Consider the following 24,821-nt stretch of genomic DNA (forward strand, 5'->3'; position numbering starts at 1 on the left):
GCTAGCGCAGGGGGACTGAAATATTGGTTAAGTTGGCCGAACCGCGCGCGGTCGTCTTACATCTTGAGGCCGATCTCGCGCAGGCGTTCCTGCAGATAGTCGTCTGCGGTGATGCTGACGGGATAACGGTCCGGGTTTTCCTCGCTCACGCATTGTTCCAGCGTCCTGAACGGGAAGTCGCTGCGCAGGTGGAGGAAGAACGGCATCGAGTAGCGGCTGTGCGCGGCGCGGTCGCCCTCGGGATTGCGGACGCGGTGCGTGGTCGAGGGCAGGAAGTGGTTGGTCAGGCGCTGGAGCATGTCACCGATATTGATGACCACCGCGCCTTCGGGCGGCGCGACCGAAAGCCACTCGCCGTTCTTGCCAAGCAGTTCGAGACCGGCTTCCTGCGCGCCGAGCAGCAGGGTGATGAGGTTGATGTCCTCATGCGCGCCGGCGCGAATGGCACCGCCCGCACCTGATCCCACGGGCGGATAGTGCAGCAGGCGCAGGACCGAGTTTCCGTCTTCGATGGCCGGATCGAACCAGCGCGCATCGAGGCCGAGATAGACCGCGATGGCGGCAAGAATCTCGGCGCCGGCCTTGTCGAACTGGGCGAAGAGTTCCGTGAAGGTTTCCTCGAAGCCTTCGATCTCGGCGGGCCAGATGTTGGGCGGCATCGAGGCGGCGAGCGGCGAGCCGGCGGGCAGGTCGCGGCCGACATGCCAGAACTCCTTGAGGTCCTTTTCGGTCGCGCCCTTGGCCACTTCGGTGCGGAACGGCGTATACCCGCGCGCGCCGCCCTGTCCGGTGATGAAGTACCGGCGCTTGACGTCGTCGGGGAGTGCGAAGAACTGCTCGGTAAGCGCCCAGGCGCGGGCGATCAGGGCCTGGTCTATGCCGTGGTCGCGGACCATCGCGAAGCCGAAGGTGCGAAAGCTCTCGCCGATGTGCTGCGAGAATTCGGCGCGGTCGCCTTCGAGGCTGAGAACGGGAATCTGGGCAAGGTTCATCATGGTCTTCCAAACAAGGATCGGCTGACAGTGACCGGCACGCGCGAATGACGGCGCCGAATCACCAGTGTTGTCTCCGCCGATTGAATCGCTATGCGGCCCCCATAGAAGTTTCTGGCCGTAAGGCGAAATCGAAAGGCGATTTATGGCAAAGCGCTACTGGCTGATGAAGTCGGAACCGGACGCCTACAGCTGGGACGACCTTGTCGCGGAAGGTGAGGGCACCTGGGACGGCGTGCGCAACCACCGTGCGGCCAACAACCTGCGCGCGATGCAGGTGGGGGACGAGGTGTTCTTCTACCATTCCAACATCGGCAAGGAGATCGTCGGCATCGCCACGATCAGCCAGTCCGGCCTCAGCGATCCTACCGATCCCGAAGGCAAGTGGGCGGCGGTCAAGCTCAAGCCCGTGCGCAAGGTGGCTCGTCCGGTCACTCTCCAGCAGGTCAAGGCCGACCCCAGGCTGGCCGAGATGGAGCTGGTCAAGTTCTCGCGCCTCTCGGTCGCGGTGGTGACGCCTGAGGAATGGGACTACATCCTCACTCTTGCGGGAGGCTGATTTTCGTCTTGCCTTCGCCGCGGCACGGCTCGGCGCGAAGGCACGCAACTTGCGGCGGCATCTGCGGGTTTGTCTCTCGTGAACACGGCGGACTTTCGCCGGACAAGCAAGGAGATCGACCATGGGTAAGCTCAAGGACACCGTGAAGGGCCTCGGCAACGAAGTCGCCGGCAATGCCAAGCAGGTGATCGGCAAGGCCCGCAACGATCCGGCCCAGCAGGCCGAAGGCAAGGCGCAGGAAACCAAGGGCGAAGTCCAGCAGGGCATCGGCAAGGTCAAGGGCGCACTGGGCGACCGCATCTGACATAGTTCCCTCGGGAACACCGCGCTCCGCCGGATCGGCGCAAGCGTTTAAAGGGTCGCCAGCTGGCGGCCCTTTTTCGTGGGAAACCAGTCGCTTGTTAAAACTCCTTCATCTGTTCACGAGAACACTTTCGTCCCGAAATGAGATGATCCTTTCGGGTGACTGGAAAAGAGTAAACAAGTTCTTAAGGTGCGTCTCATGCAGAGAATGTCACGACGCGATCTTGTCCTCACCAGCGAGGGTGCGGGCCATCCCTTCCGGCGGTCCCTGCCGCGCAAGGCTCTTGCGGTAACGTCCGAGGCTGCGGAGACGGCGCAGAATGTCGCGGCGGCTGAGGCGTGGCGCATGAACGGCGGCGACTGGCGCCGCTTTCTCTCAGCCTATTGCGCCACTTTCGTGGCTGCACTGGCCTTCATTGCCTGACCGGACAGAACGGCACCTGAAGGGTGCTGAACGGAACCTGCGGGCAGTTCAGGCCGGCAGGGCCGCGCGCTCGGCGCGGTAGAGCAGGAAACCGAGCCAGGCCGAGGCGCCGCAGCTGATCGCCACCACGACGAGCTGCAACACAACCGGCAGTCCGAGCAGCGACATCAGCCCCGTGGCCATGGCGCCGACCACCATCGCACCCGAATTGACGATATTGTTCGCCGCGATCGTGCGGGCCGTCTGCGACTTGTCGACGAAGGTGGTGAGGAACGCGTAGAGCGGCACCACGAACATGCCGCCGCACACCGCAATGCCGAGCAGCGTCAGCAGCAGTGGCACCGCCAGCGGCTGGACCACGAAGACCGCGACGTTCATCAGCGCTTCGGGACCGTCGTGCGGCGGCCAGATCGAGCAGACTTCCTGGAAGGCCACCAGGAACACGCCCATGCCGATCACCGATAGCGGAGACCACCGAGCCGAGACGGTGCCCTTGAGCAGCGCATTGATCGCCACCGAGCCGATCGCCACGCCGACCGAGAAGATCACCAGGAACAGGCTGGCCACTTCCTTGCTGGCGTTGAGGATGTTCTTGGTAAGCGGCGGGAACTGCACGAACAGCACCGTGCCGATGGCCCAGAAGAAGCTGATCGCGCAGATCGCCAGGAACACGCGGCGATCCTGCATCGTCGTGCGCACGAGATTGATGGAGGAGCGCACGACATGGTAGTCGATCGGCTCCAGCTTTCCGAGCGGGGGTGCCGGGGGAACCTGTCGCCCGGCGAGATAGCCGATGGCGGCGATCACCACGACGGTGACGGCGGCGATGTCCACCCTGATCCAGCCCGCCACGATCGTGCCCGCCAGCACCGCGATGTAAGTGCCTGCCTCCACGAGGCCGGTGCCGGAAAGCACTTCGCCTTCGCGCAGGTGCTGCGGCAGGATCGCGTACTTGATCGGCCCGAAGAAGGTGGAGTGGATGCCCATCGCGAACAGCGCCAGCAGCATCAGCGGGATGGCGGCGGTGTGAAGGGCAATGCCCTTCCATGCCAGCGCGAGGCCTGCGCCGCCCACCAGCATGATGAAGATCTCGCACAGCTTGACGATGCGGATGATCCTGGACTTGTCGCGCATGTCGGCCATCTGGCCCGCCAGCGCGGAAAGCAGGAAGAAGGGGATCACGAAGATGCCGGAAGCGAGCGCGCTGAACCGCGCCTCGGCGGCCTCCGAGTTGTAGACGCCGTACACCACGAACAGCACCATGGCGTTCTTGAACAGGTTGTCGTTGAACGCGCCGAGCAACTGGGTGACGAACAAGGGCAGGAATCTCCTGGCCCGGATGAGTTGGGTCGTCGTTGTCATGTCGGAAAAATTCGGCGGCCTCGCTTCATCGTTGCCGCGACACTTAATGCGGTGGGGCGAGGGCACAACCCCTTGAGGCGTTTTTTGCCGCCCGGCAGCGTTCTTCCGCGCCGGTGCGAAATCGTCCGGAAACAATCGGGCCCGGGAATCTGGCCATGCGAATGGGCGCGCCGGAAGGGCCGGGCTATTGGCAAGGCGGCGGGGCCTTGCTAGAAAAACGCAGCGGGATCGAGCAACCTCCCGACCAGGCGTCACCGCCCAAGCGTTGCCTTGTTGTCCGTGCTTGCGCGGACGGAAAGGCGCAGGGCAGGGTGGCGAACTCCATGACGAACTCCGTGAAATCCCATTCCGCGAACAGGCCGGAGTTTTCCGAGCTTCTCCGGGTCTTCGCGCGCATCGGTTTCCTCAGTTTCGGGGGACCGGCCGGGCAGATCGCGCTCATGCACCGCGAACTGGTGGACGGGCGGGAATGGGTGAGCGAGGAGCAGTTCCTTCACGCTCTCAACTTCTGCCATCTCCTGCCCGGGCCGGAGGCGCAGCAACTGGCGACATGGATCGGGTGGAAGCTGCACGGCATGCGCGGCGGGCTGGCGGCGGGACTGTTGTTCGTGCTGCCCGGCGCTTTCGTGATCCTCGGGCTTTCGGTGCTCTACGCCTATGCCGCCCATCTCGGCTGGTTTGCGGCGCTGTTCCTGGGCATCAAGTCGGCGGTGCTGGCGGTGGTGGCGCAGGCCTTGCTGCGCATCGCCGGACGGGCGCTGAACACCGGGGTCAAGAAAGGGCTGGCGCTGGCGGCGTTCATCGCGCTGTTCTTCTTCGATCTTCCCTTTCCGCTGGTGGTGCTGGGGGCAGGCGCGCTGGGCATGGGCATAGCGGCCGTGCGGCCGGACCTGCTGGCGATCAGGGAGAACGGCGAGGTCGCGCCCGCCGCGCCGCGTCCGTGGAAGCAGAGCATCGGCGCCGTCTGCCTGTGGAGCGTGATCTGGGCCCTGCCGATGGCCGCCGTGCTGGTCACGCTGGGCACGGGCCATGTGCTCTGGCAGATCGGCGCGTTCTTCTCGCAACTGGCCGTGGTGACGTTCGGCGGGGCCTATGCGGTGCTGGCCTACATGGCCCAGCAGACCGTGCAGGGTTACGGCTGGCTTTCGGCGGGGGAGATGGCGGACGGGCTGGGGCTGGCGGAAACCACCCCGGGGCCGCTGATCATGGTGACGCAGTACGTCGGCTTTCTGGCCGCCTTCCGGGCACCGGCGCCGTTCACGCCGCTGGTCGCGGGCATGATCGGCGCCGCTCTGACGACATGGGTGACCTTCGCGCCCTGCTTCCTGTGGATCTTCGCCTTCGCGCCGTGGATAGAGCGGCTTGAGAACGCGCGGCGCATCAGGGGCGGACTGGCGGCGCTGACCGCGGCGGTGGTCGGCGTGATCGCCAACCTCTCGCTCTGGTTCCTGATCCATGTCCTTTTCAGCCGGGTGGGCGATGCGCGGATCGGGCCTCTGCGCCTTTACCTGCCGGACTGGGGAAGCTTCGACTGGCGTGCCGGACTGCTGGCGGCGCTCTCGGCAATCCTGATCTTCCGGCTGAAGCTGAATGTCATCAAGGTGCTGGCGATCGCGGCTCTTGGCGGGCTGCTGCTGGCCCGGCTGGGATGATGTTTCGCGCCGCCGGGCGATATCCTCGCCAGAAGCGCATTCTCAAAAGCGATCATCGCGGCTATGGGCAGGAAAGCATGCTGACCCTGCCGAACATTCTCACCCTCTCGCGCATCGTCACGATGCCCTTCCTGGCTTTCCTGCTGTGGTGGCCGAAATGGGAGTTCGGCTATGCGCTGGCCTTCGGCGTCTACTGCCTGATGGGCATCACCGACTATTTCGACGGCTATCTCGCGCGGTCGAGCGGGACGGTCTCGAAACTCGGCGTTTTCCTCGATCCCATCGCGGACAAGATCATGGTTGCCGCCGTGATCCTGGTGCTGACGGCGCAAGGCGTGCTGACCGGACCTTACGTGGGCGACATGCACGTGATTGCCGGGCTCATCATCCTCGTGCGCGAGATCGCGGTATCGGGCCTGCGCGAATTCCTCGGCAGCCTGCAGGTCTCGGTTCCCGTCAGCCGCCTCGCCAAGTGGAAGACCACGTTCCAGCTCATCTCGCTCGGCGCGCTGATTCTCGGCGTGGCCACCCCGTGGTGGAACCTCGACGTGGGCGCGATCGAGATCAATATTCCGCACACCGTCGGCCTGACCACCCTGTGGGGCGCGGCCGTGCTTACGCTCATCACCGGGTGGGACTATCTGCGCGTCGGCCTCAAGCATATGGACTGAGGCGGGGGGCTCGCCGGTTCGGGCCTCGCGGCGCGATGCTGTCGCTGCATTGCAAAATTCGCCGTCTGACGTGAATTCGTTGCGTTTGGCGCAAGCGTGATCCTGCGGCAGGGCGGGCCACGTTCGGGGGGGACTCTTCATCAAGGACAATCCCATTACCGCGCCGCTTCGCCCTTTCACCGCCCGTTTCCGCAAGCCCTCTCCGGACGCGAATCCGCGCAGCGAGCGCCCGTTCGGCCGCGCGATGGTCTTCGCGCTGGCGGCTTCGGCGGGGCTGACGGTGGCCAATATCTATTACGGCCAGCCCATGCTCGGCCTGATGGAGCGCGAGGTTCCCGGCGCCGCGATCACTTATGTGCCCACCGCCACGCAGCTCGGCTATGCCGCCGGGCTGCTGCTGCTAGTGCCGCTGGGAGACCTGCTGGAGCGCAAGCGGCTGATCGTCACGCAGTGCCTGGCCCTGTCGGTGGCGCTGGCGCTGGTCGCACTGGCGCCGAGCGCGGGTGCCGTGCTTGCCGCCTCGCTGCTGGTGGGCCTGCTGGCCTCCGTCGCCCAGCAGATCGTGCCGCTGGCCGCCAATCTGGCCCCAGAGGACAAGCGCGGCGCGGTGGTCGGCACGGTGATGGCGGGCCTGCTCTGCGGCATCCTGCTCAGCCGGACACTGGCCGGTTTCGTGGGCGGGCACTTCGGCTGGCGCGCGATGTTCTGGCTGGCGGTGCCGCTGGCGCTGCTGACGGCGGGGCTGATGGCATGGCAGCTTCCGCGCAGCCGTCCGCAGCCGGGGGGGCTCGGCTGGCTCGGGCTCATGGCCTCGCTGCGCGATCTCTGGTGCGAATTCCCGGCGCTGCGGCTGGCGACGTTCACGCAGTGCACCCAGTTCGGCGTGTTCAGCGTGTTCTGGACGATTCTCGCGCTGCACCTTCAGGAGCCGCGCTTCGGGCTGGGCTCGGAAGTGGCGGGCCTGTTCGGCGTGCTCGGCGCGGCGGGCGTGCTGGCCGCGCCGATCGCGGGCCGTATCGCCGACCGGCGCGGCCCGCATCCGGTGATCGTGGCGGCCAGCGTGCTGACGCTGGCGTCATGGCTGGTCTTCGGGTTCTGGACCTCGATCGCCGGGCTGGTGGTCGGCGTGCTGCTGCTCGATTTCGCGATCCAGGCGAGCCAGATTTCCAACCAGAGCATCATCTATGCGCTGCGCCCCGAGGCGCGCTCGCGAATCAATACGGTCTACATGGCCTCGATGTTCCTCGCCGGCGCGGCCAGTTCGGGCGCGGCCACGGTGGCATGGCACAACTGGGGCTGGACCGGCGTGACGGTGCTGGGCACGGGAATCGCGGCGCTCGGACTGGCGCTGCAGACCTTGCGTGTGAAGAAGTAAGGCAGCGCCAGGCGCCGCCTGTTCCCGCTAACCGGCGCGCAGCTCGTCCGCGAGCATGCGGAATTCGTCCCCGCGCGGAGAGTTCTTGCGCCAGACCAGTGCGATCTCGCGGTTGGCGTTGGGCGAGAGCAGGGGCCGCGCGACGACATTGGTGCCGTTGAGGATGCCCGCGTCGATCGCCATTTCCGGCAGCATCGTCAGCCCCAGGCCATTGTCGACCATCTGCACCAGCGTGTGCAGCGAAGTGCCGATCATCGTCGCCGAGGCGCGCAGTTCCGGCCGGTTGCAGGCGGCCAGCGCATGGTCCTTGAGGCAGTGCCCGTCTTCCAGCAGCAGCAGGCGATGCTCGTCTATGACTTCGGGACCGACCTCGGCAGGCGGATTGCGCGGGTCGTCGCTGGGGAAGGCGACGAAGAAGGCGTCAAGCTCGATCGTCTCCTTCTCGACCTCGCCGGTGGCATAGGGGAGCGCCAGCAGCACGCAGTCGGCGCGGCCGTGGTGCAGCGATTCGATGGCGGCCTGGCTCGGCTCCTCGCGCAGGAACAGCTTGAGGTTCGGACGTTCGCGGCGCAGGCGCGGCAGCATCCGGGGCAGCAGGAACGGCGCGATCGTGGGGATCACGCTCATGCGCACTTCGCCCGAGAGCGGCTTGCCGCTGGACTGCACGAGGTCGGAGAGTTCCTCGGTCTCGCGCAGGATGCGGTGGGCCTTGGCAACCACCGCATTGCCCAGCGGCGTGAAGCGTACCGCGCGCTTGGTGCGTTCCACCAGCGTCACGCCGAGCAGCGCCTCAAGGTCGCGCAGGCCCGCCGAAAGCGTGGACTGCGACACGAAACAGGCATCGGCGGCGCGGCCGAAATGCCCGTGTTCGTGCAGGGCGACGAGGTACTGGAGCTGCTTGAGCGTGGGCTGGTAGACGGTCACTCTTCCGTTGCCGCCCCGTCGGTGTCGCCGGCATCGTCGTCGGCTCCGGCGACCGGCTCGTCTTCGAGGCGGGTCATCTTGAGCTTGCCGTTCTCCACCGCGAAGGCGAGCTTGCCTTCCACCAGGGCAAGCGCATCGCGGCCGAACACTTCGTAGCGCCAGCCTTCGAGGATCGGCAGCTTCTTGCGCACGCCGGCGGCCAGCAGTTCAAGGTCTTCGCTGCGGGCGAGCAGGCGGGCGGCCACGTCGATCTCGCGCGCGCGGATCTTGAGCAGCAGCTTGAGCAGGTCGGCGACGAGCGAACCTTCCTTGCCCAGCGGCGCGCCCTTGGGGGTGCGCGGGGGCAGTTCGTCGTCCGAAAGCGGTTCCGCCCGGGCGATGGTGTTCATCAGGCGCTTGCCGATGTCGTTGTCCTTCCAGCCTTGCGAGAGGCCGCGCACCTTGGCGAGATCGGCCTGCTGCTTGGGCGGGTGGCTGGCGATGTCGGCCAGCGTTTCGTCACGGGCGATGCGGCCGCGGGGGATGTTCTTGCCCTGCGCTTCGTGTTCGCGCCATTCGGCGATGGCCTTGAGCCTGCCGAGCATGGCGGAATTGCGCCCCGCCGCCTTGATCCGCTTCCACGCCTGTGCGGGGTCGTTGCGGTAATGTTCGGGATCGGCGAGCTTTTCCATCTCCTGGTCCAGCCATTCGCCGCGCCCGGTCTTGATCAGGCGCTTGAGCATCTTGGGGAAGATCTTGGAGAGGTGGGTGACGTCGCCGATGGCATATTCGATCTGCCGCTCGGTCAGCGGGCGGCGCGACCAGTCGGTGAAGCGGGCGCCCTTGTCGATGGTAAGGCCCATCCACGATTCGACGAGGTTGGAATAGCCGATCTGCTCCGACTGGCTGATCGCCATCATCGCGATCTGGGTGTCGAAGATCGGGTGCGGGGTGCGGCCGGTGAGGTTGAAGATGATCTCCACGTCCTGCCCGCCGGCGTGGAAGACCTTCAGGACTTCCTCGTTCGCGGTGAGCAGGTCGAGCAGGGGGGTCATGTCGAGCCCCTGCGCGAGCGGGTCGATCGCGGCCGCTTCCTCGGTATTGGCGATCTGCACCAGGCAGAGTTCGGGCCAATAGGTGTTCTCGCGCATGAATTCCGTGTCGACGGCCACGAAATCGGATTTCGCAAGGCGTTCGCACAGCGCGGCGAGCTCTTCGGTCTTTGTTATCAGCGGATGGATTTTCATTTCGAGCGTGGCGGTAACGCGAACAAGGCGGGGGATCAATGTTTCCCGGCCGTCAAATTCTCCGACAAATGACGATATTGCCTATTTCTTGCGCAGGAAGGGCGTCAGCAATCGATTTGCGAGGGTCTGGAGCAGGCTGGGCGCGGCCTCGTTTTCCAGCGCGGCGATGCTTTCCCGCGTCACCAGCCGGCGGCGAAGCTGAGTGCCGGTCACATGGATTCCGGGCGGAGGCAGGTGCCAGGCTTCCGCGTCGTCGCCCGGCGCGGCACCGCGCGGCGGCGGGCCGCCATCGGGGGCATCGGCGGCGAGCGGGGGCGCGGGAAACGCAGGTGCGGGAAACGAGGGCCCGGGAAACGAGGGCCCGGGAAACGAGGGCGCGGGAAACGAGGGCGCGGGAAACGGTGAGGGCGCCGGGGCAGCGGCTTGTCCGTCCGGAGCGCCTTCCGGCCATCTCTCGTCCGTGACGGCGGCAAGGGCCGCCGCCTCGAATGCCGGGTAGCCGCCATGGCCGCCCACCAGAACGGCCATGGGCCGGGGAAGCCCCTCGGCCATGGCCTTGTCGCGAATGGCCTGATGCGTCAGCACCGCGAGATGGCAGGCGCCCACCGTGCAGGCGCGCTGTTCCTCGGCGGTGGCCATGCCGGCCGTGCAAAGCTTCCGCATGGCCGCGATCACCGCGTGCAGATCCTCCAGCCCGGTTACGCCCAGCGTGTCGTCGTTGTCCTCGAAAGCGCCCTGCCACGGCACCTCGGGCATGGCGAAGGCCTGCGCCAGGCGGGACCGGCCAGCGGTGGAGAAGGGCCATGCGCGATCGGTGTAATAGGCGGTTTCGTAGAACGGGCGGCCCGGATCGGCCGAAGCAGCTGCGATGGCGGGGCAGATGTCCATGGCGATGGCGGTGACGGGATCGCCGGGCCGGTCAAGTTCGGCGATGCGCCGGATCAGCCGGTCCCAGCCGGTCACGATCACGTCCTGCGAAGCGATGAAGCGGAAGCGGGCGGGCAGAGGCAGGCCCTCGCCGCAGAGGAACACGAGTTCGTCCTTGATCCGGCGCGCCGCCTCGTCGGCGCGGCCTTCGCGCAGCATCGCCTCGATCGCCGTGCGGAACTGATTTTCCGACATGCCGTCTATGGTGACGGCATCCGGAACCTGCGCGTTGTCCATGTAATCCATTGGCGAGACCCGTTTTGCCCAGCGGCATAGCCCCGAATTGGTTTATTTGGGGTTTATGCCGGGGCCGGAGCTTTCCCGGAGAGCCCGGGCGTCGCCCGGTAGGTCGGGTTTCGCCCCATTGCGGACGTTCGATCACGCGCTACGATATGACGATGGCGGTTTGGCAATTCGTTCTTGACTTCGTTCCAGCATCATCGGCCCGTATCGCTGGAGCCACTGCTGCACGGATGAGGCGCGAGCAACTCGATGAAATTCGTCTGGGTTTCTCAAGCACCGATGCCGATGTGCTGTTTGCCAGGCTTGGCACACTACTACCCGAGAAAAATTCTTGGTCCGCCAGCCTACGAATTTGGGGCGATGAGAAGACCGATGACATTCAGGTCTTCTTCGATGGGCAGGTCATTGAGGACATTCAGTTCCGCCTTAATGTGGCAGACCTCTCATTACATTTAGTCGGTGGTATCTGCGGACTCGCGCGCCATTTCGATTGCATCCTTGCCACGAGGGATGGGGCGATCCTTCTGCCGAACCGGGAAGCTGTCGTCAGAACGATCATGCAATCGCGGGCCATGAAGTTTGTTCGAGAACCGCAACGTTTTTTGGAAGAGGCAATCCGTTTGGACCGAGACGGCGCGTAGCGGCAGCTTACCACCCAAGTGCGACATCGCGGTAACTGGGGCTACGTCCGTTTTTCCCGCCAGGCCGCGTCGTTGGATATCTCCTGATCGCACTGCGGGGGCAGCGGAATTCCGGGGCGGGGGCTCGTTGCAGCCCGGTTCTCCGACCCGGTGCGTGCTTGCGGGCCGATCTCTTCTGGAAATCGCCGCGCCACTCGACTAGGGGGCTCGGCTTGCAACCTCATTCCGATCAGAAGAAGCGCGAGCCCGCCATGACTCATCCCTATCGCTCCCACACCTGCGGCGCCCTGACCGCTGCCGAGGTCGGCCAGACCGTCCGCCTCTCGGGCTGGGTGCATCGCAAGCGCGACCACGGCGGCGTTCTCTTCGTCGACCTGCGCGATCACTACGGCATGACCCAGGTCGTTGCCGACACCGACAGCGCGGCGCTGGAACTGCTTGATTCGCTGCGCGTCGAATCGGTCGTCACGATCGAGGGCGTGGTCAAGGCCCGCACCGAATCCACCGTGAACCCGAACCTCGCCACCGGCGCGATCGAGGTCTACGCCCGTTCCGCCACGGTCATCAGCCGCGCCGAGGAACTGCCGATGCCGGTGGCCGGCGAGCAGGAATATCCCGAGGATATCCGCCTGCGCTACCGCTTCCTCGACCTGCGCCGCGACACGCTGCACGGCAACATCGTGAAGCGCACGAAGATCATCTCGGACATGCGCCGCAAGATGGAAGGCATCGGCTTCACCGAATATTCGACGCCGATCCTCACCGCTTCCAGTCCCGAAGGCGCGCGCGACTTCCTGGTGCCCAGCCGCATCCACCCCGGCAAGTTCTACGCGCTGCCGCAGGCGCCGCAGCAGTACAAGCAGCTGCTGATGGTCGCCGGGTTCGACCGCTACTTCCAGATCGCCCCCTGCTTCCGCGACGAGGACCCGCGCGCAGACCGCCTGCCGGGCGAGTTCTACCAGCTCGACCTCGAAATGAGCTTCGTGACCCAGGAAGAGATCTGGGAAACCATGGAGCCGGTGCTCCAGAGCGTCTTCGCCGATTTCGCGGAAGGCAAGCCGGTGACGCCTGCGGGTGAATTCCGCCGCATTCCGCACGCCCAGTCGATGCTGGACTACGGTTCGGACAAGCCGGACCTGCGCAACCCGCTGATCATCAAGGACGTGACCGAGCACTTCGTCGAATCGGGCTTCGGCATCTTCGCGGGCATCGTGGCCGGTGGCGGCGTGATCCGCGCGATCCCGGCTCCGGGCGCCGGTGCGGGCAGCCGCAAGTTCTTCGACGAGATGAACGTCTGGGCGCGCGGCGAGGGCTATTCGGGCCTTGGCTACATCAACATCAAGGACGGCGTCCCCGGCGGCCCGATCGCCAAGAACCACGGCGAGGAAAAGACCGCCGCGCTGATCGCGGCGCTGGGTCTGGGTCCGAACGACGGCGTGTTCTTCGCCGCGGGCAAGGAAGAGCAGGCGGCCAAGCTGGCAGGGCTTGCCCGTATCCGCACCGGCGAACAGCTCGACCTGATCGACAAGGACCGCTTCGAGCTGTGCTGGATCGTCGACTTCCCGTTCTTCGAATGGGACGAGGACAACAAGAAGGTCGACTTCGCGCACAACCCGTTCTCGATGCCGCAGGGCGGCATGGAAGCGCTGGAAGGCCAGGACCCGCTGACGATCAAGGCCTATCAGTACGACCTCGTCTGCAACGGCTATGAAATCGCCTCGGGTTCGATCCGTAACCAGTCGCCGGAACTGATGGTCAAGGCCTTCGAGATGGTGGGCCTCACCAAGCAGGACGTGGAAGATCGCTTCGGCGGCCTCTACCGCGCCTTCCAGTACGGCGCGCCGCCGCACGGCGGCATGGCGGCCGGTGTCGATCGCATCGTGATGCTCCTGTGCGGTGCGCAGAACTTGCGCGAAATCACGCTGTTCCCGATGAACCAGCGCGCCGAGGACCTGCTGATGGGCGCGCCGAGCCCGGCCGAATCCAGGCAGCTGCGCGAACTGCACATGCGTGTGGTGGAACCGCAGAAGAACTGAATTCGTTTCCAGATTTCCGCCGGGCAGCGGGCCTTCGCTTCGCTGCCCAACCTTCACGATCCCGGAAACATTCTGGAAACAGGATCGGGGCGTGGATAAATCGGGCCATGGCGCTTTCGCGTCGTGATCCTATCTTGCGAGCGAGGCTTGCCAGCGCGCGCCCCAGTCATTAGGGCGGCAGGCGAGATTTCACACCTCGCGAATTTTTGAAGGGGTTTATTCAATGAGCGATACCGCCGATCGGGTTAAGAAGATCGTCGTCGAACACCTGGGCGTCGAAGCCGACAAGGTGACGGAAGAAGCAAGCTTCATCGACGATCTGGGCGCAGATTCGCTCGACATCGTCGAGCTGGTCATGGCGTTCGAAGAAGAATTCGGCGTCGAAATCCCCGACGATGCTGCCGAGAAGATCAGCACCGTCTCGGATGCCATCAAGTACATCGAAGAGAACAAGGGCTGAGCCCGGCTTTTCGGCTACTCTCGCGCGGTCCGGCCATGCGCCGGCGCGCGGGCGGCTGTGATCCCGGTTCATAACCGGATTGAACTCGACAGGCTCGACCTCTAAGGGGGCGGGCCTGTTGCCGTTTCTGCAGGCTGGTTCGTGCCAGCCGCGTTTTCGGCCAAATTGCTTTTTCGGAGAGCATGAATGCGTCGTGTTGTCGTCACCGGACTTGGTCTTGTCACCCCGCTGGGTGCTGACGTGGAGACCACCTGGGCCAACATCCTTGCGAGCAAGAGCGGGGCGGGCCCGATCACCAAGTTCGATGCCTCGGACCAGAAGTGCCAGATCGCCTGCGAGGTGAAGCCGGCCGATCACGAATACGGCTTCGATGCCGGCAAGCGTGTCGACCACAAGATCCAGCGCCAGGTCGATCCCTTCATCGTCTACGGCATCGATGCCGCAGGGCAGGCACTTGAAGATGCCGGCCTCACCGACATGAGCGAGGAAGACAAGCTCATGACCGGTTGCTCGATCGGTTCGGGCATCGGCGGTCTGCCGGGTATTGAAAGCGAATCGCTCGTTCTGGCCGAAAAGGGTCCGGGCCGCGTCTCTCCGCACTTCGTGCATGGCCGCCTGATCAACCTGATTTCGGGTCAGGTCTCGATCAAGTACGGCCTCAAGGGCCCGAACCACGCCGTCGTCACCGCCTGTTCGACCGGCGCGCACTCGATCGGCGATGCCGCGCGCATGATCAAGGACGGCGATGCCGACATCATGCTGGCCGGCGGCGCCGAATCGACCATCTGCCCGATCGGCATTGCCGGCTTCGCGCAGGCGCGCGCGCTGAATTCCAGCTACAATGACCGCCCCGAACAGGCGAGCCGCCCTTACGATAAGGATCGTGACGGTTTCGTCATGGGTGAGGGCGCCGGCGTCCTCGTGCTCGAAGAGTACGAACACGCAAAGGCCCGCGGCGCGAAGATCTACTGCGAAGTGATCGGTTACGGTCTTTCGGGCGATGCCTTCCACGTCACCGCCCCGGAACCCACTGGCGACGGTGCCTATCGCTCGATGCAGATGGCGCTGAAGAAGGCGGGGATGACCCCGGCGGATATCGACTACATCAACGCCCACGGCACCTCGACCATGGCCGACACCATCGAACTGGGCGCCGTGCGCCGCCTGTTCGGCGATGCCATCGGCAGCGTTTCGATGAGCTCGACCAAGTCGGCCATCGGCCACCTCCTGGGCGGCGCCGGCGCGGTCGAATCGATCTTCTGCATCCTGGCGATGCGCGACCAGATCGTGCCCCCCACCCTCAACCTCGACAACCCGGACGAGGGCTGCGAGGGCGTGGACCTGGTGCCGCACGTCGCCAAGAAGCGTGAAGTGCGCGCGGTGCTGAACAACTCGTTCGGTTTCGGCGGCACCAACGCCAGCCTGGTGATGCGCAAGATCGACTGATCGCGAAAGGCGTAAGGGGCGATGATGTCGCGGCGCAACTGGATTCTCGTCGCGGCCATCGGCCTTGCGGCCGTGATCTCCTTATGGTCCTTCGTGGGCGGCTGGTACGGTTCCGGCCCGCTGGCGAAGGACCAGCACTTCATCGTTCCCGGCGGGGCAAGCCTTGCGGCTGTGGCCCAGCGGCTGGAGGACAAGGGCGTGATCCGCTCGGCCAGCGGCTTCGAACTGCGCGCCCGCGTGTTCGGCGGCGGCGGCGGGATCAAGGCGGGCGAATTCGCCATTCCCGCCCATGCCAGCCCTTCGCGCGTGCTGGCGATCCTCTCGAGCGACGAGGTGATCCGCCGCTTCGTCACCGTGCCGGAAGGCATGCCCTCGATCATGGTCTACGAACGCCTGAAGGCGCAGGACCAGCTCAGCGGCGAGGTGGCTTCGCCCGACGAAGGCTCGGTCCTGCCTGACAGCTACGCTTTCGAGACTGGCGAGCCGCGCGAGGCGGTGCTGCGCCGCATGCAGGCGGCCATGACCCGCACACTCAAGGAGCTTTGGGAAAAGCGCGCCCCGGGTCTCGTGGTGAAGACGCCGGAGCAGGCGCTGATCCTGGCTTCCATCGTCGAGAAGGAAACCGGCAAGCCCTCTGAACGGCGCATGGTGGCCGGGCTATACTCGAACCGGCTCAAGCAGGGGATGATGCTGCAGGCAGACCCCACGATCATCTACCCGATCACCAAGGGCAAGGCGCTGGGACGCCGCATCCTCCAGTCGGAGATCCAGGCGGTCAACGACTACAACACTTACACGATGGTCGGCCTGCCCAAGCATCCGATCACCAATCCGGGCCGCGAATCGATCGCCGCCGTGCTCAATCCGGCAAAGACCGATGCGCTCTATATGGTGGCCGACGGCACCGGCGGCCATGCTTTTGCCGACACGCTGGCCCAGCACAATGCCAACGTGAAGAAGTGGTTCGCGATCCGGCGCGAGCGCGGCGAAATCTGAACGGAGGGAAGGGCGCCCGCTATCGGAGCGTCCCGTCCGCCCGCTTGCGCCGCGCATAGATCGTGGAGGCCAGTGCGATTCCCGCGATAAGCAGCGGGAAGATCGCCGAAGCCGGCCCCTTGGCACCCAGCATGTCGAAACCGAGGAAGCTCCAGCCGAACTGGATCACCACGGCAACGAAGGAAAGCGCGAAGAGCATCCATGCCCAGCCGCGCCGGGACAGCAGCATGACCGAGCCGATGGTGCCGCTGGCCACTGCCACGGCATAGGCGGTCCATGCCCAGCCGGGCATTTCACGGAAGGCCTGCGCCTGAACCGGGTCCTGGCGGGCGATTTCGCCCGGGTCGGCGCTGGCCTGAACAAGATAGGCCACGTCCCCGGCAAGGTTCCACAGCAGGATGAGGATGGCGATGATCCAGAACTTGCGCATGCCCGCTCCCTTTCGCGCATGACGGCCGAACGGGCACTTTGCCGCAGCGTCCCTGTTCTGGCAATTGACCGTAGGGGCAAGGCAGACGGCCTCAGGGAGCAAGGCGAATGAACCGTGAAGGTGAAGTTCTGGCGGCGGATCGCAAGCGCGGCGCTCCGCTGCTGGTGACGGCCGAATTGCCCGCCGACGTGCTCGGCTGGGCCGACGGCCTGCGCAAGGCCCACTACCCACCCGAGCGCAACCGTTTGCGCGCCCATGTCACCCTGTTTCATGCCCTGCCGCCCTCGGTGGAAGGCGAACTGGTGGACGTCCTCGCCGACCTTGCCCGCTGCGCGCCGCCGAGGGCGCGAATCGACGGGCTGATGAAGCTGGACAACGGCACCGCTCTCTCCGTCGAATCACCGGACATGGCGTGGCTCCATGCCGTGATCGCGGAGCGCATGCATGGATTGCTGACCGATCAGGACAGCCGGCCACTGCGCCTTCACGTGACGATCCAGAACAAGGTCGCCCCGGCCGCCGCCCGTGCGCTGCAGGCACAGCTCGGGGCTCAACTGCACCCGATCAGCTTCCGCTTCCGGGGCTTTGGCCTTTATGCCTGGGAGGACGGATTGTGGCGCCCGATCCGCGTTTTACCTTTTCGTGGCTGAAACGCATTTTTGGGTGTTGACCGATGCCGACCTTGCCCCTAGAGGACGCGACCTGCCCGGCAGTGATGTGGGGCACCGGATCGAGCCGCCCGACGCGGCGGCCTTGGTTTGGCGGAGTAGCTCAGCTGGTTAGAGCAGCGGAATCATAATCCGCGTGTCGGGGGTTCGAGTCCCTCCTCCGCTACCATTTCCCATTTTCCGAGACAGTCCAGATTTGTCCGTTGACGTCTCGGGGCATTTTTTTTCAAAATAATTTCAAGCATTTACGGCGTTCGCGGTTATCCGCTGGCGCCCACTCTCGTCCATGCGAGACCGCCCACGTCGATTTGAATTGGGGGTGGAATTGGGGGTATTTTTGGCCGGCACCCCCAACAGGCGATACCCCCAGATGGCCCTCAAGGAACTTGAAGTTAAATACGCGGCGATCCGGAGCCGCGCATATAAGCTGACGGACGGCGGCGGATTGCATCTGTTCGTGCAGCCAAACGGCTCGAAGCTGTGGCGTATGAAGTACCGATTCGGCGGCAAGGAAAAGCTGCTGAGCTTCGGAAAATATCCCGACGTTCCGCTCGCCGCGGCGCGGACCAAGCGTGACGAGGCAAGGGCCAGCCTTGCCGAGGGGCGAGATCCGGGGGCGGTGCAGGCGGAGGAACAGCGGGCAGCAGAGCGTACCTTCGAAAAGGTCGCGCGCGATTGGCACGCCAATCGCGCCAGCGGATTGAATGCCGCCCACGCCCAGCGGGTAATCAGCCGGATGGAAAGGGATGTCTTTCTTGCGATCGGTCACCGTCCTCTCACTGAGATATCCGTCCCCGAGATTCTGGACATGATCAGAAAGATCGAGGCGAGGGGGGGGGCTCTCGATATCAGCCGGCGCGCCAACCAATGCGTGAGCCAGGTCTATCGGTTTGCGATCGCCAACGGGTGGGAGCGCGAGAATCCAACTGTTCACCTGCTTGGCGCCTTGAAGCCCCGCCCACGAGTGAAGCACATGGCGCGCGTGCCGCTGCAGGAAGTTCCCGATCTGGTTCGTGCCATCGCTGGGTACGACGGTGAAGATGGAAGCCGGAGGCGTGATCGAGCCAGAGACGCCATGTGTTCACGCTGCTTACTTGGGCCACCGCCGCCGCGTTGCGCTCAAGTTGGGACCGGCCCGTCAGCGCTCGAACCTCAGCCGCAGGGCCGATAACGTGCCCTTTTGACGGCTCGCCGACGGAACCGCGCAAGCCTTTGCTTGACCAGCGCGCTCGCCTCGCCCGCCGCCACGCTGGGCAAGATGTTCAAGAGCCTGTGACGCCTGATGAACTGGAAGATCGATCCCGCCGCCAAAAGCAAATTGTAGTTACTAAAAGCGATTGACCTCCAATCAAATCGTAGCCACAAAAAGCCATGATTGCTGTATGGGATGAACCGAAACGGCAAGCGATCCTCGTCAAGCACGGGATCGACTTTGCCGATGTGGGCGAAGGGTCCTTCCTCTCCGCTCTGGTGATCCCTGCGAAGGATGGACGCTCCTGCCATGACCGACCCGAAACACGCCGCTCCCGGATACACCAGGGCCGATATGGATGCGGTCAGCAATAACCCCGAATTGACAGCCGAGGACTTCGCGAGGGCAATGCCTTTCGCTGAGGCCTTCCCGGACCTCGCAAAGACGATTCGCGCGCGCGGTCCGCAGAAGGCCCCAAAAAAGGTCAGCACCACACTGCGCCTTTCGCCCGAGGTGATCGAGCATTTCAAATCCGGCGGCCCCGGTTGGCAGTCGCGGATCGATGCAGCCCTCAAGGATTGGGTGGCTGCGCACTGAAGCCGATTGGCCCCCCATCCTCCCGGTAGGACGATGACGAGCTGCCGGTCCCGGCTCCCGGGGGAGCCATCGGTGGCTGAACGACCGGCATGGGTCGGTTTTGTGGGGTGTTCGAGCCCCGCCATCAACAGAAGGCGTGGCGTTGGGGCAAGAGGTAATGAAAGTCTACTTCATGCCTCTCCCACGAACAGCTACGAAAGCGGGGACTTCGAGCAGCTTGGGGGAGGGTATTGTCTCGGGAGGGGCGTTGTCACTTATGGCAGACACGATTGACTGAAATGCAGGCGTTGCCGCAGGGCTTTCCCTTTTTGCAGCGTTTGCCGAACCATGAAAATCCACCGCCTGAGCCAGAGTCGTCAGTTGATACTCCTGTCGATGAGGGGCGCGAGGCAAAGGACTGGCGAGTGACAGGTGATGACGAGGAGACATGGTTCGCTGAGATCCACACGCGCCGGGCGTCCTTCATGACCTGGAGCCATTCGCCCGACCGCTTGATGATCTCGACGTTATCGCCGCTGCGGAAGTTTCCCGTGATGTGCCCTTTGGTTGAAGGCGCGTCGCGCGTCCGAAGGGTCGACGCTGAGACATAGACGGTATCGCCGTCATCATAGGCTAGCGCAGCCCCTGCTGGTTCCGTCAGTTCGGCATCCTCGCTGCCTGACGGATCAGGAGATGACAATCCACCTGTGCACTGAACCATGAGGAGCGAGCCCAGGACCAGGCAGAACACGTTCACACGGCGACCGATGGGGAAGCGGCCCGCCATTTCACTGTATCCCATGCGCAGCGAGCCATTCCAAAGTGGCAGGCCAATGACGCCTTTTCGCGGCAGCCAGAAGGGTTCCGTCTGGGTCCTTCACGCGGGGGTTGGCGCCTGCCCGCAACATTGTGAGTGCGATGCGGTCGTCATCCACTGAAAGGACAGGTGTGGTGCCGTCATTGGACTTGGCGTCCAGCTTCGCCCCCGCTTCGATGAGAACTTTCGTCACCGCCAGATCGCTGGTTCCCATGAGCGGAGTCCAGTCCAGGCTATCGCGTCCCTCCAGTGGAACGCCAAGCGTGATCAGGGTGCGCGCCATTGCAGCACGGTCCCGGCTGGAAGCCTTCCCGCAAGCCCCATAGGTTCCGCGAAATATGTGCAGGGCATTCCCGTCATTATCCTGCCCTTTGGGGTCGGCACCGGCATTCACCAGGGCCCGAGCTATCGGGGCGTTGCAGCCGACTCCCTCGGCAAGCAGAGCCGTCAACCGTGCCTTGGGTATCCGTGAAACATAGCCCTGCTTTGCCATCCGGTCGAACAGCTTTTGATCTCCCCTCTCTGCCGCAAATTCGGCGATCAGAACGCCAAGAGCCAGCGAAGAAGGGGAATTATCCTGCGGTCCGGCCTTAATGAGAGCGTCCAAACGAACTCCGGAGGCAAGAGCAGCTCGGACAAGGTCTGTCGGATCATTCCTTCCGAGTGAGGCTTGCGCAAGCCTTATGGCACTTTGAACGAGGTCTGCGCCGGCTTGAGAAGTGAAGTCGAACCGCTGCTGCTTGAGTAGAGCGACAGTACCGCCGTTGCCCCGAATCCACCGATCTGTCTGAGCCAGAGTATCCACGGCATCCTCGAGTTGGGTCATGCTCCGAGGCATGCCGACAGACCGGCCCACGTAATCGACCACCACCTTGGAGGTTGTGCCGACTCTCAGGGTGAGTTCATAGGTCGGACTATCCGTGACGCCGGCCGTGTAATCCGGCTTCATCCCCATGAAGTGCGCATCTCGAAATTTCTGGAACAAGGCGGCAGCCGCTTCAGGCTCGACGTTCGTTTCATGAGGGCCGGGCCAGAGTACATTGTACCCGTTGAATGCACGATGCACGTCGGCGGCGCTTCCGGGAAAGCGAGGATAATTGCTGGAGAAACGGACGCGGCCATCTCCCCTGATCGAAACCTCATAATCGGGGCACGATCCGTAACAGGCGGTCCTTCGCAGCGTAACCTCGGTATCCTGAGGGCTACCTTCCGGGAACGGGACTTTCGGGTCAGGAGCAGTTTCGGCGGCTTCGTAGTTGATCGTTATGAAGCCAACTGCCTGGACAGGATGCCCGTCGAACGACTGAGGCTTGAATGTCCACTTCCGCGCAGCTTCAAGAGCTGGCTTGGGGTCGAGCTTGTAGAAGTTGTCTCCTACCCGAGCGTCGATGACATGGCCTTTCACGTCAATGGTCACCAGGACGCCGACATTGGCTGATCCGTAACCATTGACCGTCTCCGGGCCGGAGAGGCGCTCCGATTGGAGATAGTAGATGCCCACCCTTTCGACCTCGTGCGTCGATCCGGAACAGGCTAAGAGCAGGGACAGTGCCGCTGCTGATCGCCATGCAAGGCCACCCTTCATCATCTCTCCCAAGGTATTGATAGGCGACCATATCACCAGAACTCTGCTTGATAGGCTACCCCTTAAACCGTAGAATACTAAGTTAGAAAATCATCGACTTTACTTGGTGACCGATGATCGTCCGAAAAGGGTTGTGAATTGATGGGGCCGCGGGCGACATCCCGTGGTCGCATTGGAACGATGCTGGCAATGGGTGACTAATTATACAATCATAATTTAGATCAAGTTTTTTTAAGTTTTAGTCTGCGGTGAACAGGCATCACTAACCTGCGTTATCGGATTGTTGCGAAATCCAATCCGAAGCGAGGCAGATACTTTCTGAGCCGGTCTGCGTCGTTGGTGCTGTTGCGTCGCGCGCGCGAGGCGGAGAACAGGTGCCGTCCGGCTTCGGACAGGGAGGTACTCTCGCGGCATGTGTCCACGACGTAAGCCAGCTGGACGCGGTCAAAGGGATCGATCTCCTCCAGTCTTTCCGCGTCGAGGAATGCTGCCAGCTTATCCTCATTGCTGGCGTTGCTGACTGACCAGAGGCGCCCAAGTCTGGCGATTTCGTTGTCGACCGTCGCCAGATCGATGCGGCCCTTCGGTGCAAAAGTCGCCATGCGCGTGACGCTGCCGGCCAGATCGAGGCCGTGCGCGGGCGGCGGGATGAAATCGCGGAGGCAAAGAGCCGCAAGACTGTGGATCAGGATCCTCGCGCGTGGACGCCGGTGGGGCGGTAATGGTGTGCCTTGCTCTCAATAACGCTTCCCAGCCCGCATCTGACCGCCTAGAGGCGCCCTATCCCCGGGGGGCCGCTTATGCGCGGCTGAGAGGTGGTCTGCAGACCACGACCCGCTGAACCTGATCCGGTTGACACCGGCGTAGGGAGGGCTGGCGGCAGGTCCGTTGTCCCTCCAGATGGAGTGGACGCGAGAAGATGCCCAGTAAGACGATGCCCATTAATCTGCCCAATTTCCGTAACTTTTCCTGTCTTCGCGGCCTGACCGGCATCGGTGGTGCCGCGCTGGTTCTGCCGGCCTTGCTGGCCGCGCCCGCGGCGATGGCGGAGGCGGCCGACGATGCCGGCCCGTCCGACATCCAGGTGATCGGGCATCCCGATCCCGAGGGGCTGCTGCCGGACCAGACCGCGCCCAAGGCCGTAAGCGCCATTTCGGCGGACTTCATCCTCAAGCAGGCGCCGACGCTCAATGCGTTCCAGCTCGTCAACCTCCTGCCCGGCGCGAACGTGTCTTCGAGCGATCCCTACGGCCTCTCCACCGGTTCCAGCCTGACCCTGCGCGGATTGGGTCAGGACCAGATCGGCGTCGTGATGGAAGGTGCGCCGCAAAACGATATCGGCTATTTCTACGCCTATCCCTCGCAGTTCGCCGATGCCGAGAACGTGCGGCAGATCGCGCTGGCGCAAGGGGCCGCCGATATCGACGCGCCCGTCGTCGCCGCGGCGGGCGGGCTGCTATCGCTGACGCTCGACGATCCGAAATCGGAGCTGGGCGGCCTCGTCAATCTTTCTGCCGGTTCCTACGATGCCCGCCGCGTTTTCGTGCGGCTGGACACCGGCACGCTGGGGGCGAGCGGGCTCAAGGCCTTCGTCTCCTATTCGAACAACCGCGCGGACAACTGGCGGGGCGCCGGATACGACAAGCGCCAGCATATCGATGCGAAGCTGCTGCGCGAATGGGGCGACGGGAACCGCGCCAGCATCTCCTTCTCGTACAACGACGCCAAGACATCGAGCTATCCGAGCCCCACGCTGGCCGACTGGAAAGCCTCCGGCCGCGATTTCAACTACGATCGGCAGTACACCGAGGGCAATACCAACTACTGGAGGCTCTACCGCGCGCCGTTCCGCAACTTCTACGTGGCGGCGCCGGTTCATCTGAAGCTGGGCGATCGCCTGGCGTTCGACAGTTCGGCCTATCTCCAGCTCGGCCACGGCAATGCGCCTTACGGCACGCAGCTTGCCACGACCGGCAATTTTCTCGGCACCGAGGAATTGACCCAGCCGATCGCGCTGCCCGGCGCGGTGGACGGGGTGGCCACCGTGCTTGGCAACTGGACCGGCAAGCAGCTTCGCGTCGGCGATGTCAGCAAGCTTACGCTTCAGGCGGGCGCCCACACGCTCACCGCCGGGCTCTGGTTCGATTACGGGACCGACCGTGTTACCCAGTCCTACACCTCGATCGGCGCCGATGGGCATCCGGTGGACCAGTGGGGCTATCAGGACAAGGCGATCCGCACGGCCGACGGCCGCCTGCTGGCTTACGAGAATGCGCGGACCGTCACCGTCACCAAAGGCTTCTTCCTGGCCGACAGCATCGCGGTTTCGCCGCGCCTGAGCGTCGACCTGGGCTTCAAGGGCGTGGACGTGCTGCGCAACGGCCGCAATTACCTGCCCGGCCCACAGTCGAAAGTGCGCGCCGACAGCTTCGCCGCGCTGCCCCGCGCCGCGGTGCATTACAAGCTGGACGACCGGCAGCAGCTTTTCGCCAACATCACGACGAGCTTCCGCACCCCGAACGAGTTCGCGCTCTACAACAGCTATTACGGCGGCGAACTCGTCAGCCAGGGGAGCGGGGATCTCAAGAACGAATATTCGGTCTCCGAGGAGCTGGGCTATCGCTACATCGGCCCCAGCCTGTCCTTCTCGCTCACCGCCTTCCACTATCACTTCCGCAACCGCCAGGTGGCGACCGTGATCGACAGCGGCGGCGCGCTCGTCAATTCGACGATCAATGGGGGCAGCCAGACCTCCTACGGACTGGACGGCGAGATCGATTATCGCCCGGCGAGGGGCGTCAGCGTCTATCTCTCGGGCGAATACCTGCACACGCGCCTGAACGACGACCTGGCCATCGGCGGCGATTATCTGCCGACCAAGGGCAAGCGCGCGGTATCCAGCCCCGAGTTCCAGTTCGCCATGGGCACCACTTATGACGACGGCCGCCTGTTCGGCAGCAGCGCGCTCAAGTACGTCGGCCGCCAGTACGCCACCTTCATGAATGACGAGAGCATCAAGGGCTATGCCACGCTCGACTTGTCCGTGGGCGTCCATCTTGCCGGGCTGATCGACGCGCAGCGGATGGACCTGCGGCTCAATGCGATCAACGTGACCAACCCGCATGTGCTGTCGGGCGTCTATTCGATCACGCCCAATGCGCTGGATACGACGGGGCGCGGCGGCACCGTCATTTCGGGCTCGTCGCCGGCCTATTACGTCGGAAGCGGGCGCGCCTTCGTGGCGACGCTTTCGCGCGCCTTCTGACCGTGAGCGGCGCGGTGCCCCGTCTCGTGTCCGGCCGCACCGAACCCGGCC

The 24,821-nt window shown here is 64.3% G+C and carries 24 protein-coding genes, 1 tRNA gene and 1 riboswitch; of the genes, 16 read left to right on the top strand and 9 right to left on the bottom strand.

Annotated features, from left to right (window positions below; all coding sequences use genetic code 11):
• Positions 1-56 precede the first annotated feature (56 nt).
• Positions 57-992, bottom strand: coding sequence for an isopenicillin N synthase family dioxygenase (locus ACLIMP_RS08470; protein WP_324699020.1), 936 nt, complete (start codon positions 990-992; stop codon positions 57-59).
• Positions 993-1,137: 145 nt separating this feature from the next.
• Between ACLIMP_RS08470 and ACLIMP_RS08475 the strand changes: the two genes are divergently transcribed.
• The 3 genes from ACLIMP_RS08475 to ACLIMP_RS08485 all read left to right on the top strand — a co-directional run bounded on the left by ACLIMP_RS08475 (position 1,138) and on the right by ACLIMP_RS08485 (position 2,278).
• Entirely contained in the window at positions 1,138-1,551 is a 414-nt protein-coding gene (locus tag ACLIMP_RS08475) for an EVE domain-containing protein (RefSeq protein WP_054439698.1), read from the top strand.
• A 121-nt stretch (positions 1,552-1,672) separates the two neighbouring features.
• A complete protein-coding gene (locus ACLIMP_RS08480; RefSeq protein WP_054439696.1) occupies positions 1,673-1,855 on the top strand; it encodes a CsbD family protein in 183 nt (60 codons plus the stop codon).
• Positions 1,856-2,062: 207 nt separating this feature from the next.
• A complete protein-coding gene (locus ACLIMP_RS08485; protein ID WP_443477760.1) occupies positions 2,063-2,278 on the top strand; it encodes a hypothetical protein in 216 nt (71 codons plus the stop codon).
• A 48-nt stretch (positions 2,279-2,326) separates the two neighbouring features.
• On the opposite strand, the gene ACLIMP_RS08490 is transcribed toward ACLIMP_RS08485, so the two are convergent.
• Positions 2,327-3,640, bottom strand: coding sequence for an MFS transporter (locus ACLIMP_RS08490; protein ID WP_185997766.1), 1,314 nt, complete (start codon positions 3,638-3,640; stop codon positions 2,327-2,329).
• Positions 3,641-3,963: 323 nt separating this feature from the next.
• Between ACLIMP_RS08490 and chrA the strand changes: the two genes are divergently transcribed.
• The 3 genes from chrA (at position 3,964) to ACLIMP_RS08505 (ending at position 7,338) form a co-directional block, all read left to right on the top strand.
• Positions 3,964-5,292: a chromate efflux transporter gene (chrA, locus tag ACLIMP_RS08495; RefSeq protein ID WP_054439871.1), complete on the top strand. Its 1,329-nt coding sequence runs from the start codon at positions 3,964-3,966 to the stop codon at positions 5,290-5,292.
• Between the two features lie 77 nt (positions 5,293-5,369).
• Positions 5,370-5,963: a CDP-diacylglycerol--glycerol-3-phosphate 3-phosphatidyltransferase gene (gene pgsA, locus ACLIMP_RS08500; RefSeq protein ID WP_054439868.1), complete on the top strand. Its 594-nt coding sequence runs from the start codon at positions 5,370-5,372 to the stop codon at positions 5,961-5,963.
• Between the two features lie 244 nt (positions 5,964-6,207).
• Entirely contained in the window at positions 6,208-7,338 is a 1,131-nt protein-coding gene (locus tag ACLIMP_RS08505) for an MFS transporter (protein WP_054439866.1), read from the top strand.
• A 27-nt stretch (positions 7,339-7,365) separates the two neighbouring features.
• Here the strand turns inward: ACLIMP_RS08505 and ACLIMP_RS08510 are convergent, their stop codons facing one another.
• The 3 genes from ACLIMP_RS08510 to ACLIMP_RS08520 form a co-directional block, all read right to left on the bottom strand.
• Positions 7,366-8,262, bottom strand: coding sequence for a hydrogen peroxide-inducible genes activator (locus tag ACLIMP_RS08510; protein ID WP_054439690.1), 897 nt, complete (start codon positions 8,260-8,262; stop codon positions 7,366-7,368).
• The gene (gene rnd / locus ACLIMP_RS08515) at positions 8,259-9,488 is read right to left on the bottom strand and encodes a ribonuclease D (RefSeq protein WP_132469118.1); all 1,230 of its coding nucleotides are present in this window, start codon (positions 9,486-9,488) and stop codon (positions 8,259-8,261) included. Before rnd ends, ACLIMP_RS08510 begins: the two co-directional genes overlap by 4 nt.
• A gap of 81 nt (positions 9,489-9,569) precedes the next feature.
• Positions 9,570-10,661 carry a hypothetical protein gene (locus ACLIMP_RS08520; RefSeq protein ID WP_443477761.1) on the bottom strand — a complete coding sequence of 364 codons (1,092 nt, stop codon included), beginning with the start codon at positions 10,659-10,661 and terminating at the stop codon, positions 9,570-9,572.
• Between the two features lie 152 nt (positions 10,662-10,813).
• Here ACLIMP_RS08520 and ACLIMP_RS08525 point away from each other — a divergent pair, with 152 nt between their 5' ends.
• The 5 genes from ACLIMP_RS08525 (at position 10,814) to mltG (ending at position 16,237) form a co-directional block, all read left to right on the top strand.
• Positions 10,814-11,299 carry a hypothetical protein gene (locus tag ACLIMP_RS08525; protein WP_324695995.1) on the top strand — a complete coding sequence of 162 codons (486 nt, stop codon included), beginning with the start codon at positions 10,814-10,816 and terminating at the stop codon, positions 11,297-11,299.
• 251 nt (positions 11,300-11,550) lie between these two features.
• Positions 11,551-13,335 carry an aspartate--tRNA ligase gene (aspS, locus tag ACLIMP_RS08530; RefSeq protein ID WP_185998821.1) on the top strand — a complete coding sequence of 595 codons (1,785 nt, stop codon included), beginning with the start codon at positions 11,551-11,553 and terminating at the stop codon, positions 13,333-13,335.
• Positions 13,336-13,558: 223 nt separating this feature from the next.
• A complete protein-coding gene (locus ACLIMP_RS08535) occupies positions 13,559-13,795 on the top strand; it encodes an acyl carrier protein (RefSeq protein WP_007013838.1) in 237 nt (78 codons plus the stop codon).
• 186 nt (positions 13,796-13,981) lie between these two features.
• Positions 13,982-15,241 carry a beta-ketoacyl-ACP synthase II gene (gene fabF, locus ACLIMP_RS08540; protein ID WP_054439687.1) on the top strand — a complete coding sequence of 420 codons (1,260 nt, stop codon included), beginning with the start codon at positions 13,982-13,984 and terminating at the stop codon, positions 15,239-15,241.
• A 21-nt stretch (positions 15,242-15,262) separates the two neighbouring features.
• Positions 15,263-16,237 (top strand): endolytic transglycosylase MltG, encoded by a 975-nt coding sequence (gene mltG / locus ACLIMP_RS08545; protein WP_132469082.1) that lies wholly within the window; start codon positions 15,263-15,265, stop codon positions 16,235-16,237.
• Between the two features lie 19 nt (positions 16,238-16,256).
• Here mltG and ACLIMP_RS08550 read toward each other — a convergent pair whose 3' ends face one another.
• The gene (locus ACLIMP_RS08550) at positions 16,257-16,667 is read right to left on the bottom strand and encodes a sugar transporter (RefSeq protein WP_443477762.1); all 411 of its coding nucleotides are present in this window, start codon (positions 16,665-16,667) and stop codon (positions 16,257-16,259) included.
• A gap of 107 nt (positions 16,668-16,774) precedes the next feature.
• On the opposite strand from ACLIMP_RS08550, the gene ACLIMP_RS08555 reads away from it, so the two are divergent.
• From ACLIMP_RS08555 to ACLIMP_RS08570, 4 genes are all read left to right on the top strand, one after another.
• Entirely contained in the window at positions 16,775-17,317 is a 543-nt protein-coding gene (locus tag ACLIMP_RS08555; protein WP_443477763.1) for a 2'-5' RNA ligase family protein, read from the top strand.
• Positions 17,318-17,427: 110 nt separating this feature from the next.
• Positions 17,428-17,504: transfer RNA gene (locus ACLIMP_RS08560), tRNA-Met, on the top strand.
• 201 nt (positions 17,505-17,705) lie between these two features.
• On the top strand, positions 17,706-18,506 hold the full coding sequence (locus ACLIMP_RS08565; protein ID WP_443477764.1) for a tyrosine-type recombinase/integrase: 801 nt from the start codon (positions 17,706-17,708) through the stop codon (positions 18,504-18,506).
• 330 nt (positions 18,507-18,836) lie between these two features.
• Positions 18,837-19,124, top strand: coding sequence for a BrnA antitoxin family protein (locus ACLIMP_RS08570; RefSeq protein WP_324698768.1), 288 nt, complete (start codon positions 18,837-18,839; stop codon positions 19,122-19,124).
• 250 nt (positions 19,125-19,374) lie between these two features.
• On the opposite strand, the gene ACLIMP_RS08575 is transcribed toward ACLIMP_RS08570, so the two are convergent.
• The 3 genes from ACLIMP_RS08575 to ACLIMP_RS08585 form a co-directional block, all read right to left on the bottom strand.
• Positions 19,375-19,890 carry an SH3 domain-containing protein gene (locus ACLIMP_RS08575; protein ID WP_324698769.1) on the bottom strand — a complete coding sequence of 172 codons (516 nt, stop codon included), beginning with the start codon at positions 19,888-19,890 and terminating at the stop codon, positions 19,375-19,377.
• 1 nt (position 19,891) lies between these two features.
• Positions 19,892-21,421: a DUF6438 domain-containing protein gene (locus ACLIMP_RS08580; protein WP_443477765.1), complete on the bottom strand. Its 1,530-nt coding sequence runs from the start codon at positions 21,419-21,421 to the stop codon at positions 19,892-19,894.
• A 356-nt stretch (positions 21,422-21,777) separates the two neighbouring features.
• A complete protein-coding gene (locus ACLIMP_RS08585) occupies positions 21,778-22,107 on the bottom strand; it encodes a hypothetical protein (RefSeq protein ID WP_324698771.1) in 330 nt (109 codons plus the stop codon).
• A gap of 175 nt (positions 22,108-22,282) precedes the next feature.
• Positions 22,283-22,392, top strand: a riboswitch (TPP riboswitch).
• A 47-nt stretch (positions 22,393-22,439) separates the two neighbouring features.
• On the opposite strand from ACLIMP_RS08585, the gene ACLIMP_RS08590 reads away from it, so the two are divergent.
• Complete coding sequence (locus tag ACLIMP_RS08590; protein WP_185998818.1) at positions 22,440-24,770, top strand: TonB-dependent receptor; 2,331 nt, start codon at positions 22,440-22,442, stop codon at positions 24,768-24,770.
• The last annotated feature ends 51 nt before the right edge of the window (positions 24,771-24,821 follow it).

Origin of the sequence: Novosphingobium aeonii (genome assembly GCF_052279045.1) — a bacterium.
GTDB lineage: Bacteria > Pseudomonadota > Alphaproteobacteria > Sphingomonadales > Sphingomonadaceae > Novosphingobium.

Coding starts and splice junctions, on each gene's coding strand:
- ACLIMP_RS08470 (WP_324699020.1), bottom strand. CDS start 992: ATGAACCTTGCCCAGATTCCCGTTCTCAGCCTCGAAGGCGACCGCGCC.
- ACLIMP_RS08475 (WP_054439698.1), top strand. CDS start 1,138: ATGGCAAAGCGCTACTGGCTGATGAAGTCGGAACCGGACGCCTACAGC.
- ACLIMP_RS08480 (WP_054439696.1), top strand. CDS start 1,673: ATGGGTAAGCTCAAGGACACCGTGAAGGGCCTCGGCAACGAAGTCGCC.
- ACLIMP_RS08485 (WP_443477760.1), top strand. CDS start 2,063: ATGTCACGACGCGATCTTGTCCTCACCAGCGAGGGTGCGGGCCATCCC.
- ACLIMP_RS08490 (WP_185997766.1), bottom strand. CDS start 3,640: ATGACAACGACGACCCAACTCATCCGGGCCAGGAGATTCCTGCCCTTG.
- chrA (WP_054439871.1), top strand. CDS start 3,964: ATGACGAACTCCGTGAAATCCCATTCCGCGAACAGGCCGGAGTTTTCC.
- pgsA (WP_054439868.1), top strand. CDS start 5,370: ATGCTGACCCTGCCGAACATTCTCACCCTCTCGCGCATCGTCACGATG.
- ACLIMP_RS08505 (WP_054439866.1), top strand. CDS start 6,208: ATGGTCTTCGCGCTGGCGGCTTCGGCGGGGCTGACGGTGGCCAATATC.
- rnd (WP_132469118.1), bottom strand. CDS start 9,488: ATGAAAATCCATCCGCTGATAACAAAGACCGAAGAGCTCGCCGCGCTG.
- ACLIMP_RS08520 (WP_443477761.1), bottom strand. CDS start 10,661: ATGGATTACATGGACAACGCGCAGGTTCCGGATGCCGTCACCATAGAC.
- ACLIMP_RS08525 (WP_324695995.1), top strand. CDS start 10,814: ATGGCGGTTTGGCAATTCGTTCTTGACTTCGTTCCAGCATCATCGGCC.
- aspS (WP_185998821.1), top strand. CDS start 11,551: ATGACTCATCCCTATCGCTCCCACACCTGCGGCGCCCTGACCGCTGCC.
- ACLIMP_RS08535 (WP_007013838.1), top strand. CDS start 13,559: ATGAGCGATACCGCCGATCGGGTTAAGAAGATCGTCGTCGAACACCTG.
- fabF (WP_054439687.1), top strand. CDS start 13,982: ATGCGTCGTGTTGTCGTCACCGGACTTGGTCTTGTCACCCCGCTGGGT.
- mltG (WP_132469082.1), top strand. CDS start 15,263: ATGATGTCGCGGCGCAACTGGATTCTCGTCGCGGCCATCGGCCTTGCG.
- ACLIMP_RS08550 (WP_443477762.1), bottom strand. CDS start 16,667: ATGCGCAAGTTCTGGATCATCGCCATCCTCATCCTGCTGTGGAACCTT.
- ACLIMP_RS08555 (WP_443477763.1), top strand. CDS start 16,775: ATGAACCGTGAAGGTGAAGTTCTGGCGGCGGATCGCAAGCGCGGCGCT.
- ACLIMP_RS08565 (WP_443477764.1), top strand. CDS start 17,706: ATGGCCCTCAAGGAACTTGAAGTTAAATACGCGGCGATCCGGAGCCGC.
- ACLIMP_RS08570 (WP_324698768.1), top strand. CDS start 18,837: ATGACCGACCCGAAACACGCCGCTCCCGGATACACCAGGGCCGATATG.
- ACLIMP_RS08575 (WP_324698769.1), bottom strand. CDS start 19,890: ATGGCGGGCCGCTTCCCCATCGGTCGCCGTGTGAACGTGTTCTGCCTG.
- ACLIMP_RS08585 (WP_324698771.1), bottom strand. CDS start 22,107: ATGGCGACTTTTGCACCGAAGGGCCGCATCGATCTGGCGACGGTCGAC.
- ACLIMP_RS08590 (WP_185998818.1), top strand. CDS start 22,440: ATGCCCATTAATCTGCCCAATTTCCGTAACTTTTCCTGTCTTCGCGGC.